Source organism: Vibrio sp. V23_P3S9T160, from assembly GCF_963886625.1.
Lineage (GTDB): Bacteria > Pseudomonadota > Gammaproteobacteria > Enterobacterales > Vibrionaceae > Vibrio > Vibrio anguillarum.
In genome coordinates this window covers 22906-41369 of the sequence record NZ_CAWPDB010000142.1, presented here as the reverse complement: position 1 = coordinate 41369, position 18464 = coordinate 22906, and the positions used below count along the sequence as shown (strand labels likewise).

Annotated in this window: 17 protein-coding genes; 5 read left to right on the top strand and 12 right to left on the bottom strand. The window is 43.9% G+C overall.

The features are described from left to right. Positions 1-133 precede the first annotated feature (133 nt). From ycfP to hinT, 6 genes are all read right to left on the bottom strand, one after another. Complete coding sequence (gene ycfP, locus AACU59_RS12805; protein ID WP_013856523.1) at positions 134-676, bottom strand: alpha/beta hydrolase YcfP; 543 nt, start codon at positions 674-676, stop codon at positions 134-136. Positions 677-776: 100 nt separating this feature from the next. Next, on the bottom strand, positions 777-1628 hold the full coding sequence (locus AACU59_RS12800; RefSeq protein ID WP_237666575.1) for a phosphotransferase: 852 nt from the start codon (positions 1626-1628) through the stop codon (positions 777-779). 34 nt (positions 1629-1662) lie between these two features. Further along, positions 1663-2253 carry a penicillin-binding protein activator LpoB gene (gene lpoB, locus AACU59_RS12795; RefSeq protein ID WP_094124893.1) on the bottom strand — a complete coding sequence of 197 codons (591 nt, stop codon included), beginning with the start codon at positions 2251-2253 and terminating at the stop codon, positions 1663-1665. A 22-nt stretch (positions 2254-2275) separates the two neighbouring features. Continuing rightward, entirely contained in the window at positions 2276-2665 is a 390-nt protein-coding gene (locus AACU59_RS12790) for a YcfL family protein (protein ID WP_013856520.1), read from the bottom strand. After that, on the bottom strand, positions 2665-4056 hold the full coding sequence (locus tag AACU59_RS12785; RefSeq protein WP_094144496.1) for a COG3014 family protein: 1392 nt from the start codon (positions 4054-4056) through the stop codon (positions 2665-2667). The genes AACU59_RS12790 and AACU59_RS12785 overlap by 1 nt, the downstream gene beginning before the upstream one ends. 67 nt (positions 4057-4123) lie before the next feature. Continuing rightward, positions 4124-4474: a purine nucleoside phosphoramidase gene (gene hinT, locus AACU59_RS12780; protein ID WP_094144495.1), complete on the bottom strand. Its 351-nt coding sequence runs from the start codon at positions 4472-4474 to the stop codon at positions 4124-4126. 357 nt (positions 4475-4831) lie between these two features. On the opposite strand from hinT, the gene AACU59_RS12775 reads away from it, so the two are divergent. Both AACU59_RS12775 and AACU59_RS12770 read left to right on the top strand, forming a co-directional pair. Then, entirely contained in the window at positions 4832-6823 is a 1992-nt protein-coding gene (locus tag AACU59_RS12775; RefSeq protein ID WP_161437596.1) for a methyl-accepting chemotaxis protein, read from the top strand. A gap of 176 nt (positions 6824-6999) precedes the next feature. Beyond that, entirely contained in the window at positions 7000-8160 is a 1161-nt protein-coding gene (locus AACU59_RS12770) for a DUF1887 family protein (protein ID WP_013856516.1), read from the top strand. 52 nt (positions 8161-8212) lie between these two features. Here the strand turns inward: AACU59_RS12770 and fadR are convergent, their stop codons facing one another. Further along, positions 8213-9052 (bottom strand): fatty acid metabolism transcriptional regulator FadR, encoded by an 840-nt coding sequence (gene fadR, locus AACU59_RS12765; protein WP_161437595.1) that lies wholly within the window; start codon positions 9050-9052, stop codon positions 8213-8215. A 654-nt stretch (positions 9053-9706) separates the two neighbouring features. Between fadR and nhaB the strand changes: the two genes are divergently transcribed. Together nhaB and dsbB are read left to right on the top strand one after the other, a co-directional pair. After that, the gene (gene nhaB, locus AACU59_RS12760; protein WP_013856514.1) at positions 9707-11296 is read left to right on the top strand and encodes a Na(+)/H(+) antiporter NhaB; all 1590 of its coding nucleotides are present in this window, start codon (positions 9707-9709) and stop codon (positions 11294-11296) included. 75 nt (positions 11297-11371) lie between these two features. Continuing rightward, positions 11372-11911, top strand: a complete 540-nt coding sequence (gene dsbB / locus AACU59_RS12755) for a disulfide bond formation protein DsbB (RefSeq protein WP_094145613.1) — start codon at positions 11372-11374, stop codon at positions 11909-11911. 61 nt (positions 11912-11972) lie between these two features. Here dsbB and bioD read toward each other — a convergent pair whose 3' ends face one another. The 4 genes from bioD to bioB are packed head-to-tail and all read right to left on the bottom strand — an operon-like array spanning position 11973 to position 15649. Next, on the bottom strand, positions 11973-12659 hold the full coding sequence (bioD, locus tag AACU59_RS12750) for a dethiobiotin synthase (RefSeq protein ID WP_170898594.1): 687 nt from the start codon (positions 12657-12659) through the stop codon (positions 11973-11975). Further along, a complete protein-coding gene (bioC, locus tag AACU59_RS12745) occupies positions 12656-13459 on the bottom strand; it encodes a malonyl-ACP O-methyltransferase BioC (protein WP_094145611.1) in 804 nt (267 codons plus the stop codon). The genes bioD and bioC overlap by 4 nt, the downstream gene beginning before the upstream one ends. A gap of 2 nt (positions 13460-13461) precedes the next feature. Continuing rightward, positions 13462-14625: an 8-amino-7-oxononanoate synthase gene (gene bioF / locus AACU59_RS12740; RefSeq protein WP_094132234.1), complete on the bottom strand. Its 1164-nt coding sequence runs from the start codon at positions 14623-14625 to the stop codon at positions 13462-13464. Then, positions 14597-15649, bottom strand: coding sequence for a biotin synthase BioB (gene bioB / locus AACU59_RS12735; RefSeq protein WP_013856509.1), 1053 nt, complete (start codon positions 15647-15649; stop codon positions 14597-14599). Before bioB ends, bioF begins: the two co-directional genes overlap by 29 nt. Positions 15650-15783: 134 nt before the next feature. Between bioB and bioA the strand changes: the two genes are divergently transcribed. Continuing rightward, positions 15784-17073 carry an adenosylmethionine--8-amino-7-oxononanoate transaminase gene (gene bioA, locus AACU59_RS12730; protein WP_064625586.1) on the top strand — a complete coding sequence of 430 codons (1290 nt, stop codon included), beginning with the start codon at positions 15784-15786 and terminating at the stop codon, positions 17071-17073. 79 nt (positions 17074-17152) lie between these two features. Here the strand turns inward: bioA and serS are convergent, their stop codons facing one another. Further along, positions 17153-18460, bottom strand: coding sequence for a serine--tRNA ligase (gene serS, locus AACU59_RS12725; RefSeq protein ID WP_013856507.1), 1308 nt, complete (start codon positions 18458-18460; stop codon positions 17153-17155). Between the last annotated feature and the right edge of the window lie 4 nt (positions 18461-18464).

The following is an 18464-nucleotide window of genomic DNA, read 5'->3' as shown; positions in this document are numbered from 1 at the left end:
TCATTATATAGAGCAAAACTCATGGTGCAACCAAAGAATTCCTCTATTTCACTACGAGATATAGAGGTGTTGGGCAATAAAAAAACGACTCACAATTGTGAGTCGTTCAGTCGAAACTATGTATGCCGGATGCTTAATTTGATTCTTTAAATGCCTTCATCGCTTGCAAATGCTGTGAGATTTTCTTGAACTTATGGTTCTGGGTTTCATCCCAAATGATATCGTAATAGTTTTCAAGCTCTGCTGCTGTTTTGCTGTTGTCATGAATTTCATCTTCTTTAGATAAAATCACTAAACAGCGTCCTTTATTTTTTACCCTGTATTGCTCAACACACTTAGTCGCAATATCTTCATACTCTTCAGGGCGATCGATGCGTCCAGTCATGTTTGTTTCCGGATGCAAGTTGGGATTAAACACCACTTGCTTAATTCCGCATAAGAATCCAATCCGCTCAGACCAGAAGCCGCCGAGGCCTACGCCACAAATAATCGGATGTGGGTCATCAGACAACTCAATCACTTTATGCACTTCTTTTAGAAGATGCTGCATATCGTGTTTGGGATGCTGTGTACTGTAGTTAATAAAACGGACATCGCTGTCAATAAATTGCAATTGCAGTACTTTTTCATGGTTTCCTGGGCTTGTTGAATCAAAACCGTGCAGATAAATAATCATAATAACTCCCCACTCCTTGAGGTTTTTAATCTACCACGAAGATTGTGGTTTCAAAGACTTTAACCTTAATTTACTGCAACAAAACGACGAAACAGTGATCCTAGCTACATAATGTGCGTTTTAGATGTTCGGCTTGTTGGCGATAATAGTCATCACCCCATAATTGATGTGCTAACAAATACCATAACATGGCCATCATTGTTGCTCTTGGATGCCAAGCCACCACACCTTCGACCCAATCATCGCCCCCCACAATCTCACGCAATTGACAATAACGGTAGACCGCCTCTAATGGTTTTTCTTCTGCAACATCAATGCTTAAAGCCAGGTCGAGTCGGGGGTCGGCAATTGAGGCGTATTCCCAATCAATCACGCGGTTACCTTCATCGGTTTTAACCATATTGTAGCCAGCTAAATCAAAGTGACACAAAGTCTGACCAACATCAGCAAGGTTAGGTACGGTGCGCCAACGTTGATATAAAGTCGACAAGTCCTCACTTTTATACTCAGCTTTGAGCTGTAGCCAATAATGATCAACCCGAGCGATAAAACTGAAAGGGGCAACTGGGATGCGTGCTGTACTGAGATTATGGATCTTTATCTGTGTTTTTAATAGAGAATCGAAAGGTAAACCACCAGTAAGGGATTGACCATCAATCCATTCAACCAATAATCCTTGATCATTAATGGAAAGTGGCTTGGGGCCTAAGTGAGAAGATTCGATAGCAGAGAGAATTTGATATTCTTGAAAACGCGAAATGGAAAAGGCTTGAGTGATCGGCGTATTAGGCCGCCAAACAAAGCTGCGTTCCTCCGTGACAATTTTCCAACATCGGTTTGTTAACCCCCCTGTCAGCGTTTGTGCGTAGTCAGGGGGAGCAGAGAAGAATCCTTCTAGCGACGTTAAGGTACGATCAAGCTGACAAGCTTCACGCCAAGACATTCTCGCCATAAGGACCTCTTCTCTCAATTACTCAATTTTGTGATTAAAAACCGAGTAAACTTTTTGACTGCTGTTTACGAATTTCGGTTTCATCTGCCCATTCAATAAGGCCGCTTTGAAGATCCATTAAACGCATCGTCATTTTGTAATATACATCTTTATCACTGCTTGCGTTTTTCACAATACTCGACAAGTTGCCATACAGCATATATTGTGCGCCAACCATTTTGCCAAACTGAACGGCAGTACTTTGGTTGACCAACTCATCATTATTTTGGAAATTGAGCTGTTCGCGCACGGCCTCAACACGATCCATGTCGACGAAGCGGAACTTACCTGAATTCAACATCTTAGTACTGATGGTGTCAGTGATAGATTCAGTATCAATGTGCTCACTGGTTTTATTTTTGATTCGCTCAACAAACACGATAGGACGAGAATCACGGGTAATCGCTGCTACCGAACCTGACATCATCATGCTATCAACCATTTCCCCCGCGATTTTTTGTAAATCTGTTGAACCAAAATCAACTGTCGTCGTTTCAACGGATTGTGCATCTCCGTAGCTGACTTTATTTGAACAGCCGCCCAAAATGACAGCGAGTCCTAGCAATGCGATAATACTTTTGTTCATATTGGTTCCTTACTTTCCCAATTTAATTATTTGACCCACGGATCTGTACGCGAAACTGTTTTCCATTTGGATTGACAGAAATCTCCGACAACGACACCGTCTCCATCCCACTGATGATCTTTTGTTTCCAAGGACTTTGTCTGTTATTGACTTCAAGCCCATCATCGTCATACCAAGAAAAACGGTACTCGATAATTTGGTCACCTTGGTAATGACTCACTAAACGCACAAGTCCCCTCGTATGACCATCCACTTGGTTAGTTGCAATGTCTTCAACAACCAAGCGATTACCTAATACATTGTCGCCAAATAGCACTTTTTGCGAAGCGCCATCAACTCTTAATCCTGCGGTATTTTCAGCACATCCAATCAATGAGAATGTGACTAACAGTCCCAATATCCACTTTTTCATTACAATCTTCCTAGTTGTTTATGCCAGATGGTTGAATGACGTCCCTGACGAGAAACCCACACCAAAGTGGTGCCTTTTTCCGGTACAGAAAACTGATATTCTTGCTCTCCCACCCTTATCTGTTGCTCGCCTGCATTGACTTGCAGACTGGCCGTTTGCACCAGCCCTGGCAGCGTTAGCCAACTGCGCGTATCGGGCTGCTCTGTCAGCAGATTCCAAACGTTGAAGACTAAATTACCAACATTGTCATCTTTGGCCGCTTCCTTGCGCAATTGATCTTTCGCCAGCACTCTCAACACTTGCCTTATTACTATAGAGGGCATTTTCTCAGACAAGTTTCGACTTGCCATTAAATTCACATCCGTCAGAAAATGAGAAGTCAGTACTTTGTCATTCATCGTCAGTGATGAAAATGATTCAACGGGTGTATTCGGATAATAAGGTAAGGCGAGAGAATACAATGCGCCATTTCCTCTGCTGTCATACAAGGGTAAAGATTGACGCCAGCTATCTAAGGCTTTCACCACACTCTGCTCTTCTATTATAAGCACACGACCTTGAGAAGCAGTCAGTGAATGAGATTTCCCGTAGCGTTTCTCTAATTGGATTAGGTCTTCTCTCATCCCTAATCGTTTCGCAACGCGTAATGTCCCCTCTATAACCTCAATATTATCGGGAGTGACGGCCAAAGCGCGTCGATAGTCGACATAGGCACTGTTAACATCACCAGAGGCTTCATAAAGCAAAGCAGAAAGGTAAAAAAGGTAACCATTCTGCACCGCCTGCAAAGCTTTTCCTGCATCAGGGTAGTTTGCTAGTACGCTGCCTAAGTTTGGTGTCACACCTTGTGATTTTAGCTCTTTTTGCGCCTTTTCAAGTTCCGCTTCTCTAGCCTGCCTTGCTTGCTCTTGTACCTGATTCGCTCGCCGAACTTCAACCAGAGCTCCATCCAAATCATTCTGTTGTAAATAATTCAAACCGAGATAAAGATGTAAAAAACCGAGTTCATAATCCGCAGGAACGTATTCCATCAAGTTATCATTCACAGCCAACGCACCGACACTTGTCGCCGTATCACTTAGTGAAATCAATGCCTTATCTTGTTGAATTTTAACCGCAGAATCACTCAATTCGAAACTACGCTTACTGTCTACATAATTCTGGTTAAGAAAATGGACTCGCCCTTTTTCCAGATTGTCCAGAATGTCACCCGCGACAAATTCCGCAAGTTCATTCTCCGCATCTTGATACTGCCCAGATTTAACTGACTGATAGACAGCGCCATTTTGAGCACTGTAATGACTAAACAAGTTCCCCGCAGAAAAATTAGCACAGGCATTGAGAAAAAAAGGCGATAAAAAAACCGTAATATGTCGCACGTAACGCTTCACTCAATACTCCATATTTAACTCTAACCGTATCAATCGAGCGCCCAATAGTGACTGGGCAACCCATGCATTAGCTCATCAAAAGCGGACCCAACGGGCGACCGCCAACCAAGTGCATATGAATGTGGTAAACCTCTTGGCCACCATGAGCGTTACAATTCACTATCAAGCGATAGCCATCTTGTGTAATACCTTCTTGTTGAGCGATTTTTTTTGCCACTGTAAACATACGTCCCATAGCCGCTTCATGCTCAAGTTCAACATCGTTGGTCGTCGGAATAAACGCATTGGGAATGATAAGAATATGGCTAGGCGCTCTAGGGTTAATATCCCGAAAGGCGGTAACTAAATCATCTTGATAGAGGATATCTGCAGGAATTTCTTTACGGATAATTTTGCTAAAAATGGTTTCTTCAGCCATGAAATACTCCACTAGTAAATAGGCCTACGCAGTCACATCAAAGTACATTAGATCGAGATAAGTGGTTCAAGGCTAATACCTAAGTGGCCCACGACAACATATCGACAACCGATAGAACCGACACTAATTTGACCTTAATGCTACTGAATATAATAGGTGTGTAGTTGGATTTGAGTATGCGTGAACCCTGTCAAAAGCTCAATAAAAAACACCGTACGCGTAGCATAAATGACAGAACACTAATATAAAAAATGCGTTTTGCCAGGCCCGTCATAAAATGTACGTCTCACATTCAATACAATACTCATTATTTTGTTATTTTTTAAAACAAAACACTATTTTTCTAGGGAGAGGATTATGAAGGGTTCAGTGATTAGGCGAATGTACGCTGGTTTCACACTGATCATCATCATGTTTGCAGTAACGACCGCCATTATGATGGGAGGAATGAATCAAATTCATTCTAATTTCGAAAGTGTATCAACCACCGCCTTACCGCTCGTTTCTTTGTCAAACAAAACAAGTGTTCAACTGCTTTCTGCTGATAAATCTTTTAAGGACTTTTTGACGACACAAAACCAAGATCGCATGAATGTGATGCGTTCAGAATTTGCTAAAGCAAAACAAGATTTTGCTGACGTGCTAAACCAGCTCCAACAAGCAAGTGCAATGAACCCCTCTCTTGAAGAGCGGATAAGCCAACTTAAACAGATGGAACTCCGCTACTTTTCAGAAGCAGAACAAGCCATGAATAATTATCAGGCGATGTTTGAGGCGCAAGCTCAAGTGCAAAAATCAACTCGTGAATTTCAAAGACTTCATGCCGATTTAAGCACCGGAATGAAAGATTTTGTCGATGGGCAAAATAGTATTTCAGTTAAAGTCATGGCGAAAAGTTATTTCATTAAATTGAAAGATGCGGAATTAATCACTTCAGACGCTTTGTCCAGTTCGGATGTCGCCTTTGTTGACAAGGCCGTCACCATGAATAAAAAAGCGGTCACGCACCTCAACTACGCTTACCGAGGCTTATCGACCCAATTACCTGAACTGAAAAAAACATTTGACGATCTCGTCCAAAAATTCTCTCAAGATATTGGGCAAAAGGGTGGTGTGCTTGATCAACACAATAGTTACTTACTAGCGAAAACAGCCCTTTATGAAAACATTGCGAATTTGGCTATCGAGGTCGATAAAGCAATGACGATTTTAGACTCTTTTAACGATACTGCGACCGACGGTTTAAATGCCTCTCTGCGAGAAGCCGGGGAAGTCTATAAGCAAGGAGTTATTAAAGCGATCGTGATTGGTATTGCGGTTGTGCTAGTGGCTACGGGTATTGGTTACCACATTGCGCAAAGTGTTCGTGAGCCGTTAAATCGTATACTCAAAACGCTAGAAGGGCTGACAAAAGGAGATATGACACAACGCATTGAAATTCGTTACAACAACGAGTTTAGTCGCTTAAGTGGCCACATCAATTCGCTAGCAGATAATTTGCACCATATTTTGGTGCAGTTGAATGATGCTTCTGAAAATTTAACCAACACAGCTAACCATAACCAAACCACCTCTTCAAAAGCACAGTCACAGCTCAGCACCCAACGTGAGCAAACCGCGAGCGTGGCAACCGCAATGACAGAAATGGCTCATTCAGTACAAGAAGTAGCGCAAAGTGCTCAAAGTTCGCTAGAGATGGTGCAGAAAGTTGAATCGGCTTCTGAATCGGGCCGTAAAATTATGAGTGACAATATCACTACTATTAATCAATTGGAGACTCGCTTAAATCAATCGGTTGATGCTGTCGGTGAACTGCAAAAAATGAGCAGCCAAATTGGTTCTATCTTGGATGTGATTCGTAACATTGCAGAACAAACCAACTTATTGGCGCTCAATGCCGCGATTGAAGCTGCTCGTGCTGGAGAGCAAGGGCGCGGGTTTGCAGTCGTAGCTGACGAAGTTCGTGTTTTGGCAAAACGCACAACCGATTCGACGTCTGAAATTGAAAGTATGATCAGCAACTTGCAATCCAGCTCATCTTCTGCCAGTACTGTTATTGAAAGCTGCATGACTGATATGGAACTTTCTGTCGAGCAAGCATCAACGGCGAATAGCGCAATGGAAGAGATCCAAGCGTTAATTCTAGAAATCAGTCAGATGAGTACTCATATTACACAGGCGGCCGCCGAGCAAAGTGAAACAACTGGTGACATTGCACGCAGTATCGAGGATATTAATTTAATCGCAGATGGTAGCTATCAAGCCATGTCTCAAATTGCACAGGCAAGCGCCAACCTAACTCAGCTTGCTAATCAGCAGAATGAATTAGTCCATCGTTTTACATTATGAGTGACCGTTAACAAACTCAACCCCATTTGTAAGTTACATGTAAATTATGTCTCAAGGGCGGCTTTTAATCTAAAGTCGCCCTTGTTTTTTTGATGCCACATCGTTATATGATAACTATCGGCTTGCGCATTATTATCTACCTCCTACTCTTTGCAAGCCAAACATGAGGATGATCTATGGCTGTTCATGTTGGCATTATCGACCAAGACCCTATTCGCTTGGTTACTCCCCTGCTTGATAATCGAACGGTAAGTTCGCACATTGTCTTCATCGGTGATCAAGACCAAAAATCAATGTATTTACGTTTACACTCGGTATTGAGTCAGCGCGATATCACTTCTGAGTTTTTTGAAATCCCATCGGGTTCCAATACCTCAGCAATCAAACAAGCTATCCAGTTTTTAGCGGAAGATTTGAAAACCAGATACGACGAAGTCAAGCTGAACGCAAGTTGTGGTTTGAGACATCGTTTATTATCCGTTTATGAGGTGTTCCGTAGCTATCAATGGCCTATTTTTGTCGTCGAACCGAACAGTGATCAGCTGTGTTGGCTTTATCCCGATGGTCAAAATAATACCCAAGTGCAAGACCACATTACCATTTCAGACTACTTAACCATTTTTGGTGCACGGGGTGAATTTAGTGAGCATCATATTCCGCCACAACTTGACCAAAAACTTTACGAACTCGGCGAGCGCTGGGCAAGTAATGCATTAGAACTTGGTCCTGGTTTAGCCACATTAAACTATTTAGCGACGACGTGCCGCAAAGAGCAGCGGCTAGATGTTGCACTTTCAGAAAAACAACAAGGCTATCGTGAACTTCATATTCTGTTGACCGATCTGGTCGAAGCACAAATCGCCACCTATCAAAATGGCATTTTAACCTTCGCCAACGAAGATGCGCGCCGATTTTCCAATGGAGAATGGTTAGAAACATTAGTGCACAGTACAATAAGGCAGATCCAAGATGATATGCCAACCATTCAAGATCGCTCTTTGAATGTTCAAGTCTACCGTCAATTAGGTGAGCGAGAAGTCAGAAATGAACTCGATGTCGCTACAGTGGTGAATAACAAACTGCATATTATTGAATGTAAAACGAAAGGTATGCGTGATGACGGCGATGATACGCTTTATAAGCTAGAATCATTACGTGATTTGCTTGGTGGCCTACAAGCTCGCGCTATGCTCGTGAGCTTTCGCCCACTCCGCCATAATGACATTACTCGTGCAGAAGATTTAGGGTTGGCCTTAATCGGCCCAGATGAACTGAAAGATTTAAAATTACATTTAGCCGCTTGGTTTAAAGAAGCGGGTGGTAACGAAGATATCTAACCTACAAAAAAGCCCGTTTCATACGGGCTTTTTTTACAGTAAAACGAATTTTCTAATGATCATCTTCTGTAAAATTTGTCGGTAAAGTTGTTTTCATTTGATTCCATATGTGAGCGCTGTCAATGCCGTAATGACGGATCACAATCGGCAACTGCTCACGATTGCCACTTTCACATACTGCTAATAATTCACGGTAAAACCGCAAGGCTAACTCGCGTGCTTCTGGATTAGAGAAATAATAGCTGCCAACTCGGTCATATAATTTCTTTAGCCCATTAAAAATCAAACCATAAATTTGATTTCCTGAGTGAAACGCTAAACGCTGAAATAACATGTAATCGTAAAAGTTAAAGGTTTTCGCAATCAATATTTGCTGACGTTTATATTCGTCTTTTTCACCATCATCTTTAATATGCTGTTGGATTTTCTGTGCATAAGGAGATAACTCCATAAAAGAATCCCAAGATTTAGCACTTAATAGTGCTTCACAGCTTTCGATAACATTAGTAATAGTGCGTTCGGCAGGCTCTTTGTTCACCTTAAATGCATAACGCATAAATATGGGGCTAATATTTGTCCGAGCCGCAAGTAAGTCTTCCACAATACTGGTGGCATTTTCAGCATCGAGCGTCATTAATGTATCTAATATGTGTAAACCGGAAGTTTCCATAAATTGGTTTACTTTTGTTGGCTTACCATGCTGTATAGTCAACCAACCATCACGGGCTAAGCGTTGTAATACTTCTCGAAGCGTTGTACGTGTTACACCAATTAATTCTGAAAGTTCGCGCTCTGCAGGTAAGATAGAACCCGGTGCAAAGCGACCATTCCAAATGCTCTCAATTATGTATTTTTCAGCAAAACCTGCTGGGCTTTTTGCCTTAATGACCATTAAGTACTTATCCAGTTTTCTATTTATTTGGGTCGAATGGGACTCATCATACCACTAGTTGAACGTTATCGGAAACAAACCATCCGCGAAGTTATCACAAACAAAATAGAGCTTAAACTCTAATTTAATCATCTTGTTTATGAACAATACCGAGTCAATGAAATAGTAATTTCTAGCAGTTCTTCAAAAGGAAGAACCCATAAGAGTAGAAAAAATAAAGAGATATAACTCACATTAATAAACTTAAAATAATCAATTTAAGCTTGCAAAATTCGCTCTTTTTAGTCATTTAGATGCCTATTACCTTAACTCCACTTCAAAATACGGCTCGGCGTGAATTTTTCACAACTCTTATGCTATGCTTACCCAACTTTGATCGCGTTTTTGACCAAAATATCGGTAAGTGTTTTATCAATAACCTGATTATTATTGACTAAAAAAGCTTGCGGAGTAGAGTGACGGTCGAAGTAAGGATTGCTTGTCTCACTCAAGGAGTGTCTTGGTAAACCATAATCCCTAAACGGTTTGTTGTTTCGCTAGAACATTGCCGATAGATACTGTTTTCGTGTTTAACACGTTCTATTTGGCCACTTCACATAATGAATTAAAGATAAGCTGACAGCGTCTATCATCTCAACAGTAAGAGAACTACCCATGCCGATGTCCCTCGGAAGCGCTTTTCTCAAGAACTTTCTTGGTAAAGCCCCTGACTGGTACAAAGTTGCCATTATTGCTTTTCTCATTATCAACCCGATTGTTTTCTTTTTGGTCGACCCATTTATTGCTGGTTGGCTACTTGTGGTTGAATTCATTTTCACCCTAGCGATGGCGCTTAAATGCTATCCCCTGCAACCTGGTGGCTTACTGGCTATCGAAGCTATCGCCATTGGAATGACCAGTGCAGAGCAAGTAAAACATGAGCTTGTGAATAACATCGAAGTTCTGCTGCTACTGGTGTTTATGGTGGCTGGTATCTATTTCATGAAACAGCTATTGCTGTTCATCTTCACCAAAATACTACTTGGTATTCGTTCAAAAGCGATGCTTTCGGTCGCCTTTTGCATTACAGCTGCTTTCCTGTCTGCATTTTTGGATGCTTTAACAGTTATTGCTGTGGTCATCAGTGTCGCCGTCGGGTTTTACTCGATTTATCACAAAGTGGCATCGGGACAAGGGACAAGCTCCGCTCATGACCATACTCAAGATGAACATATCTCAGAACTAACACGTGATGACCTAGAAAACTATCGTGCGTTTTTGCGCTCACTACTGATGCATGCTGGCGTAGGTACCGCTTTAGGCGGGGTGATGACCATGGTTGGTGAACCACAAAACTTGATCATCGCCGATCAAGCCGGTTGGTTTTTTGGCGAGTTTATCATCCGTATGTCTCCGGTAACCGTACCTGTTTTTCTCTGTGGTATTTTGACCTGTGTATTGGTTGAAAAGCTGAAGCTATTTGGTTACGGCGCAGAATTACCCGCTAACGTTCGTCAAATTCTGGTCGATTTTGACACGGCTGAGCGCAAAAATCGAACCAATCAAGACGTCGCAAAACTTTGGATCCAAGGCGCTATTGCTGTCTGGCTGATTGTTGGATTGGCACTGCACTTAGCGGCAGTTGGATTGATTGGTCTTTCAGTTATTATTTTGGCGACAGCATTTACTGGTGTGATAGAAGAACATTCGCTAGGCAAAGCATTTGAAGAAGCCCTACCCTTTACGGCGCTGCTGGCGGTATTCTTCTCCATCGTAGCCGTAATTATCGATCAACAACTCTTTAAGCCAGTTATCGATGCTGTGTTGAATGTTGAAGATAAAGGGGCTCAGCTTGCTCTCTTCTATGTGGCTAACGGGCTTTTGTCGATGGTTTCGGATAACGTTTTCGTTGGCACTGTCTATATTAATGAAGTCAAAACAGCGCTACTAGAAGGTGTTATCACACGTGACCAATTCGATTTATTGGCTGTCGCGATTAACACAGGTACGAACTTACCGTCAGTAGCAACACCAAACGGTCAAGCCGCTTTCTTATTCTTATTAACATCAGCACTTGCACCATTGATCCGCCTTTCTTATGGCAAAATGGTCATCATGGCTCTGCCTTACACGATTGTATTGGCATTAGTTGGCCTGTTTGGTATTGTCTTCTTAGTTGAACCCATGACTGCGCATTTTTATGACTTAGGGTGGATTACGCACCATTCAGCCAAAGCAGTTCAAGCCATCTCTGCCGGGCATTAAAATATTCGGTTGATAATGAAACTTATCTAAGTTAAAAAGCTCTGAACTATCAGGGCTTTTTATTCTTTACAGGTATTGAATGTGACTTTTTTTTCTACTCTGAAACTGTTCTCTCAATCGAGAAAATCTTGGTTTTTATTACTTCTTTTTGTGGTTTTTTTTGAGGCTTGTGCGCTTTTTTTTCAGCACATCATGATGCTCGCACCGTGTGTGATGTGCATTTATGAACGTGTAGCGATGCTAGGAATTGGCGGAGCAGCTCTGCTTGGCTTAATCGCACCCAATAATCCGATTGTTCGTTGGATTGGACTCGTTACTTGGGGAGCCAGTGCTTATAAAGGTTTGACCTTAGCTCTGCAACATGTGGATTACCAATTCAACCCTTCTCCTTTTGCCACTTGTGATTTATTTGTCACTTTCCCAAGCTGGGCACCACTCAATCAATGGGCACCTTGGATGTTCGAAGCTTACGGTGACTGTTCGAAAGTGGTATGGCAATTTTTAACGCTTTCCATGCCACAGTGGCTAGTGGTCATCTATGCTGCTAACTTGCTGGTGCTCACTTTTGTTGTTTTAGCTCAGTTCGCGAAAACCCACGTCAATAAGCTGCGGTAATAACCTGCTTGATCAAAAAAGGCATCTCGCTAAGAGATGCCTTTGGGCTGATTCACATCGCTTACTCTGACGCAAGCAGCGGATCAACATTAATATACTTACCAATTTGTTGCCGTTTTACCGTTGGCACATAGGGTATTTCACCAAGCTTAGGCGCTGGAATGCGCGATTCCAACATTGCAATAATTTCAGCGTAATGCTCAGTTCCTGGGTTCACTCGGTTGGCTACCCAGCCAACAATCTTCAACCCGTCGGCAATAATACTTTCCGCTGTTAAAATTGCATGGCTTAAGCAACCTAGTTTAATCCCTACCACTAATACCACTGGTAGCTGTTCTTGTTTAACCCAAGTAGACAAGCAGTCCGTATCAGAGATCGGAACGCGCCAACCACCAGCACCTTCGATCAACACAATGTCAGCATTCGCTTTATGCTTAGCTAATTTGCTACTGAGTACGCCATAATCAATCTCGACCTGTTCATGTTTTGCGGCGATATGTGGTGATGTAGGGAGCGCTAAAGAATATGGATTCACATCACCATAGGGCATCTCTTTGGTTGCCGCTTTCATCAGATGTAATGCATCTGAGTTGCGTAAGCCAAATTCCGTTTTTTCGCTACCAGCGGCAACGGGTTTGTAGCCAATAGTCACCAAATCCTTGGCGGCTAATGCTTGTAGAATCGCTTTTGAAGCGACCGTTTTTCCAACGTCGGTGTCCGTACCCGCAATAAAAAATGCATCAATCATCGATGTATAACCCCTAAACAAACCTGATAAGTTGCAGGTAGAAGACCTTGATGGTTTTGAAATGTTTGGTATGCCTGCTCAACTTGCAGTAGAGCCTTGCGGCTTGTTAACCCTTGTGAGCGTCCACTTACGTGATTTGCACCAATTCCTTTAAGATCTCTCATCAAGGAAAAGGCTTTGTCATACCAAACTGTGATCGAAGCCAAGTCTAGTTGATGGTGGTAACAGTGAGATTGCGCTAACGCAATTTTTACCTGATTGAGTGTGATGAAATCATTGACGTGTTGATGTGTATCAATTTTTGTCCACGCTTGTTTCAGTTCAAACAGCGAACCGTCCAATAATGTCGAAAAATAAGCCGTCCCTTGTGGTTTCAATACGCGGTGAATTTGTCGCAGTGGTAGAACAAGGTCATCACACCACTGCAGCGCTAAGCTAGAAAAAACGTAATCAAAAGAGGCGTTGGCGAAAGGAAGCGCCTCAGCATCGGCTTGATAATAGGTGACGCCAACATCACCACAACGTATTTTAGCTTGTACTAGCATCTCACTGGAGAGGTCAGCACATACCACATACGCCCCTCTACGCCGCAGTTGCTCTGAAAAATAGCCCGTACCACAACCAAGATCGAGCACTCTTTTCCCTACTAGATTGCGCGGCATTTTGTCCAATAAACGTTGCCCTACGTCACGTTGAAAAGCGGCATGTACATCATAATGCTTTGCCGCGCGGCTAAAAGAGTGGGCAATGGCGGCTTTGTCATGCAGCGTATTTATCTCTATGGCATGAGTTTGTGACATATTCAGCTCTCCTCTAGCGCACGTTGCAGTTGTGTGGTTAGTTGCTCTATGTCAGCAATAGTGTGATTGGCGGTTAGAGTGATACGCAATCGGGCACGGCCTTGAGCCACCGTTGGTGGGCGAATCGCGGTCAACCAACACCCGCTATGTCGCAATTGATCGGCGATATTCAATGCTGTTTGCGCCTCACCAACAAGGTAGGGTTTGATTGGCGTTAGCGTTTCAACATAGCCATCGAAACCTTGCATGGATTCAGCGTAATAAGCTTGCAGCTCAGTCAGTTTTTCTCTGCGCCACGGCTGCTGAGTGACCATTGAAATAGCATGAGTTACTGCATAAGCTTGCGCTGGCGGCATGGCTGTAGAATAGACGTGGTGACGAGCAAACTGCGTAAGAAAGTCACCCACCTCTTGATTGCATAAGATAGCTGCACCCGATAACCCCAAGGCTTTGCCAAAGGTCACCACTAAGAGCTGTGGTTTTATTCCTGCCGCGCTGCAACTGCCTGCCCCACCCTCGCCCAAAACACCGATGCCGTGTGCATCATCGACTGCCAACCACGCTTCACCTTGCAGTGCATCCGTGATTTCGCACAGCGGTGCACAATCACCATCCATGCTAAAGACCCCTTCAGTCACCACTAACATATGACTATCGCGGTTAAACTGTTGCTTAAGATGAGTGACATCGTTGTGCCGAAAACGCTTCATACTGGCTGCGCAAAGCATTCCTGCTTCCATCAAAGAGGCGTGGTTAAGTTTATCTTGCAGTAGCAAATCGTCTTTATTGAGCAGGCTAAACAGCAGTGCCTGATTAGCACTAAAACCCGAGCCAAACAAAATGGCTCGCTCATAACCTAGCCACTCACACAAGTTAGATTCAAGGTTGCGATGGGCTGAGCTAAAGCCTGTGACCAAAGGAGATGCGCCACTACCGCAACCATACATACTCAGCCCTTGCTGCCAAGCGGCAATCAATTCTGAGTCATGTGCAAGGCCAAGGTAATCGTTACTGGAAAAGTTAAGATACTGGCGGCCATCTTTGCACAATCGAACCTGGTTGCCTCCCTCAAGCTCGATAAGAGAACGAGAAAGCCCAAGATCGTGACGAGCACTGAGGGCCGCTGAAATACGTGAATTAAACGCTGGCATCGTAGAAAAGATCATCTTTAGTAGGACGAGCTGCCACCCGTTTTACGACACGTTCAAGCAGCTCACTTTCTGCAACTTCATCCGGTTTTTGGCTCACTTGTTGGCTATTGATACCCAGTTTTTTAAATAACTGCATATCGCTATCTTCATCAGGATTAGGAGTCGTTAGCAACTTGCAACCGTAGAAAATGGAGTTTGCACCTGCCATAAAGCACAGCGCTTGCATCTGCTCATTCATATTTTCACGTCCAGCCGATAAACGCACCGCCGATTGTGGCATCATGATCCGAGCAACAGCAATCAGACGAATAAAATCAAACGCTTCGACATCTTCGGCTTGCTCTAACGGTGTGCCTTTCACTTTGACCAGCATATTAATCGGTACACTTTCAGGATGGGTTGGTAAGTTCGCTAATTCCACCAACAGGCCAGCGCGGTCATTAGCGCTCTCTCCCATACCGATAATTCCCCCAGAGCAGATCTTCATTCCTGCATCGCGCACGTGCGATAAAGTATCAAGGCGATCTTGATAGGTTCGAGTGGTGATAATGTTGCCATAGTATTCAGGTGAGGTATCTAGGTTGTGGTTATAGTAATCAAGCCCTGCACTGGCCAACTCACTTGCTTGATCAGGCGTTAGCATGCCCAGCGTCATACACGTTTCCAAGCCCATCTCTTTCACGCCACTGATCATCTCTTTCAAGAGAGGCATATCACGCGCTTTCGGGTTTTTCCACGCCGCTCCCATGCAAAAGCGGGTCGACCCAGAGCGCTTCGCTTTTTGCGCCGCGTCTAACACCCGCTCGACTTCCATCAACCGTTCTTTATCAACATCAGTCCGGTAATGCGCACTCTGCGGGCAATATTTACAATCTTCAGGACACGCCCCCGTCTTAATAGAAAGTAACGTGCTGACCTGAACATAATTTTTGGGATGGTATTGACGATGTACTTGCTGCGCTTCAAACAGTAGATCCATAAACGGCTTTTCGACCAGTGCGTTCACCTCAGCAACGGTCCAGTTATGACGAACTTCCACATCTCTTCCTTATTCAGTTTTATTATTTTGTTGCTTGGCTAGTCTACTGACAAGCGATAAACTGTCAACAATCAAAGAAAACACAAGTTTACGTTTGATTAATATTTAATCAAACTCAGCAATATGGACTGATCATGGATTTACTCTTCGACCGCCAACATATCTGGCATCCCTACACTTCAACGCTGACGCCATTGACTTGTTATCCCGTCACTCACGCTCAAGGTGTCCATCTTTATTTGGAAGATGGGCGACGCTTGATTGATGGAATGTCCTCTTGGTGGGCAACTATTCATGGTTATAACCATCCACACCTTAATTACGCTGCGCATCAGCAAATTGATAAAATGTCACACGTGATGTTTGGCGGTATCACACATCAACCCGCCATTACGCTTTGTAAAAAATTACTGGCATTAGCGCCAAGCAATCTTGAGCACGTATTTTTAGCCGATTCTGGCTCTGTCGCCGTGGAGGTCAGTTTAAAAATGGCGCTGCAATACTGGCATGCAAAAGGTCAACCGCGAGCGAAATTTCTCACTTTACGCCATGGCTATCACGGCGATACGTTTGCCGCGATGTCAGTCACTGATCCAGATAATTCAATGCATTCGCTCTACAAAGGTTTTTTGCCGCAGCATATTTTTGCCGATTCGCCAACTTGCGGTTTTTGGGATGAGTGGGATGAACGCGATCTCGATGATTTTCGAGATAAAATAATGCACTCTCATCAAGAGCTTGCGGCGGTGATTTTAGAACCAATTGTGCAGGGAGCTGGCGGTATGCGTATCTATCATCCTCAGTTTTTAAAAGGCGTGCGTGCACTTTGCGATCAATATGGTTTGCTACTGATTGCCGATGAGATTGCAACTGGGTTTGGCCGTACTGGAAAGCTCTTCGCCTGCGAGCACGCTAATATCGCGCCTGATATTTTATGTGTCGGTAAAGCCTTAACGGGTGGCTATATGACGCTTTCGGCCACACTGGCGACCAAGCAAGTCGCCGATACGGTTTGTGCTGGCGAAGCGGGCTGCTTTATGCATGGGCCAACCTTTATGGCTAACCCATTGGCGTGCGCCGTCGCCTGCGCTAGCTTAGAGCTCATCGAACAGGGCGATTGGCAACAGCAAACCCAGCGTATTGAAGCGCAATTTGCTCATTTACTGCCCATGCTTAACCGTTTTGAGATGGTAAAAGAGACGCGCTGGCTGGGCGCTATCGGCGTGATTGAAACGCATCGCCCTGTCAATATGGAAGTCATTCAAGCGCTATTTGTTGAGCAAGGGGTCTGGATCCGTCCTTTTGGCTGTTTAATCTATGTGATGCCACCGTTTATTAGCCAAGTAGATGACATTGAAAAACTGATCAACGCTGTAGCGGTGGCATTGCAAAATTCGCAATGCTTTCAAATCGATGGGGCTTAAATAGAACCGACACATACTATTGATGCATAAAAAAACCGACTCGCAAGTCGGTTTTTTTACTGTGTTTAAGGCATCATGATTAACCGATGTGCGTTGCGCCACCCATGTATGGTTGCAGTACGCTAGGAACGGCAATACGGCCATCGGCTTGTTGGTTGTTTTCCAAAATGGCTACCATAGTACGACCCACAGCAAGGCCTGAACCGTTCAGCGTGTGTACAAGCTCAGGTTTATTGCCGCCTTTGCGACGGAAACGGGCTTGCATACGACGCGCTTGGAAATCCCACATGTTTGAGCAAGAGGAGATCTCACGGTATGTACCTTGCGCAGGAACCCACACTTCTAGATCGTAAGTTTTGCGAGAGCCAAAGCCCATGTCACCTGCACACAACACCACTTTACGGTACGGCAGTTCAAGCAATTTCAGCACTTTTTCCGCATGACCGGTTAACTCTTCCAGCGCCGCCATTGAATCTTCTGGGCGCGTGATCTGAACCAATTCGACTTTATCAAATTGGTGCATACGGATAAGACCACGTGTATCGCGACCATACGATCCCGCCTCAGAACGGAAACAAGGTGTATGAGCCGTCATTTTCAGTGGCAGATCGGCTTCGTCAGAAATGGTGTCACGCACCAAGTTCGTTACCGGTACTTCAGCCGTTGGGATAAGAGACAGTTTACGTGGCTCTTCATCATTCACTTTTTCAGTTAGTGGCTCAGTATGGAATAGGTCTTGACCAAATTTAGGTAGCTGACCAGTACCAAACAGGCTGTCAGCGTTGACAAGATAAGGGACATACATTTCTGTATAACCATGTTCTTGTGTGTGCAAGTCCAGCATGAACTGAGCAATCGCACGGTGTAGGCGAGCAAATTGGCCTTTCATCACGATAAAGCGAGCGCCAGTAATTTTAGTCGCACTAGCAAAATCTAAACCACCGGCCATTTCACCAAGATCAACGTGATCTCTGAGCTCAAAATCGTAAGTTTTAGGTTCACCCCAACGAGAAACTTCTACGTTGTCATTTTCATCTTTACCATCAGGAACCGATTCATCTGGTACGTTGGGTACAGACATAGTAATCGCATCCAATTGTGCTTGGATGTCATTCAACTGCGCTTTTTTCGCGTCTAAGTCACTGCCTAGAGAGCCGATTTGTAGCTTGACTGCTTCTGCGCCCGCTTTGTCACCGGCGGCCATTTTTTGGCCAATTTCTTTGGAGATGGAGTTGCGCGAGGATTGTAAATTTTCAACTTCTACTTGAATGGACTTACGTTGTTCTTCAAGTTGACGAATTGTCTCAACGTCGAGTTTGAAACCGCGACGCGCTAATTTTGCAGCTGTTTCATCCAGCTCAGTGCGAAGTAATTTAGAATCCAGCATTGCT

What these genes read in the sequence shown, in the direction of transcription:
- nhaB (WP_013856514.1), top strand. Translation starts at nt 9,707, where the DNA reads ATGCCGATGTCCCTCGGAAGCGCTTTTCTCAAGAACTTTCTTGGTAAA.
- AACU59_RS12800 (WP_237666575.1), bottom strand. Translation starts at nt 1,628, where the DNA reads ATGGCGAGAATGTCTTGGCGTGAAGCTTGTCAGCTTGATCGTACCTTA.
- AACU59_RS12770 (WP_013856516.1), top strand. Translation starts at nt 7,000, where the DNA reads ATGGCTGTTCATGTTGGCATTATCGACCAAGACCCTATTCGCTTGGTT.
- bioD (WP_170898594.1), bottom strand. Translation starts at nt 12,659, where the DNA reads ATGATTGATGCATTTTTTATTGCGGGTACGGACACCGACGTTGGAAAA.
- AACU59_RS12790 (WP_013856520.1), bottom strand. Translation starts at nt 2,665, where the DNA reads ATGAAAAAGTGGATATTGGGACTGTTAGTCACATTCTCATTGATTGGA.
- hinT (WP_094144495.1), bottom strand. Translation starts at nt 4,474, where the DNA reads ATGGCTGAAGAAACCATTTTTAGCAAAATTATCCGTAAAGAAATTCCT.
- bioC (WP_094145611.1), bottom strand. Translation starts at nt 13,459, where the DNA reads ATGTCACAAACTCATGCCATAGAGATAAATACGCTGCATGACAAAGCC.
- fadR (WP_161437595.1), bottom strand. Translation starts at nt 9,052, where the DNA reads ATGGTCATTAAGGCAAAAAGCCCAGCAGGTTTTGCTGAAAAATACATA.
- serS (WP_013856507.1), bottom strand. Translation starts at nt 18,460, where the DNA reads ATGCTGGATTCTAAATTACTTCGCACTGAGCTGGATGAAACAGCTGCA.
- ycfP (WP_013856523.1), bottom strand. Translation starts at nt 676, where the DNA reads ATGATTATTTATCTGCACGGTTTTGATTCAACAAGCCCAGGAAACCAT.
- bioA (WP_064625586.1), top strand. Translation starts at nt 15,784, where the DNA reads ATGGATTTACTCTTCGACCGCCAACATATCTGGCATCCCTACACTTCA.
- AACU59_RS12775 (WP_161437596.1), top strand. Translation starts at nt 4,832, where the DNA reads ATGAAGGGTTCAGTGATTAGGCGAATGTACGCTGGTTTCACACTGATC.
- bioF (WP_094132234.1), bottom strand. Translation starts at nt 14,625, where the DNA reads ATGATCTTTTCTACGATGCCAGCGTTTAATTCACGTATTTCAGCGGCC.
- lpoB (WP_094124893.1), bottom strand. Translation starts at nt 2,253, where the DNA reads ATGAACAAAAGTATTATCGCATTGCTAGGACTCGCTGTCATTTTGGGC.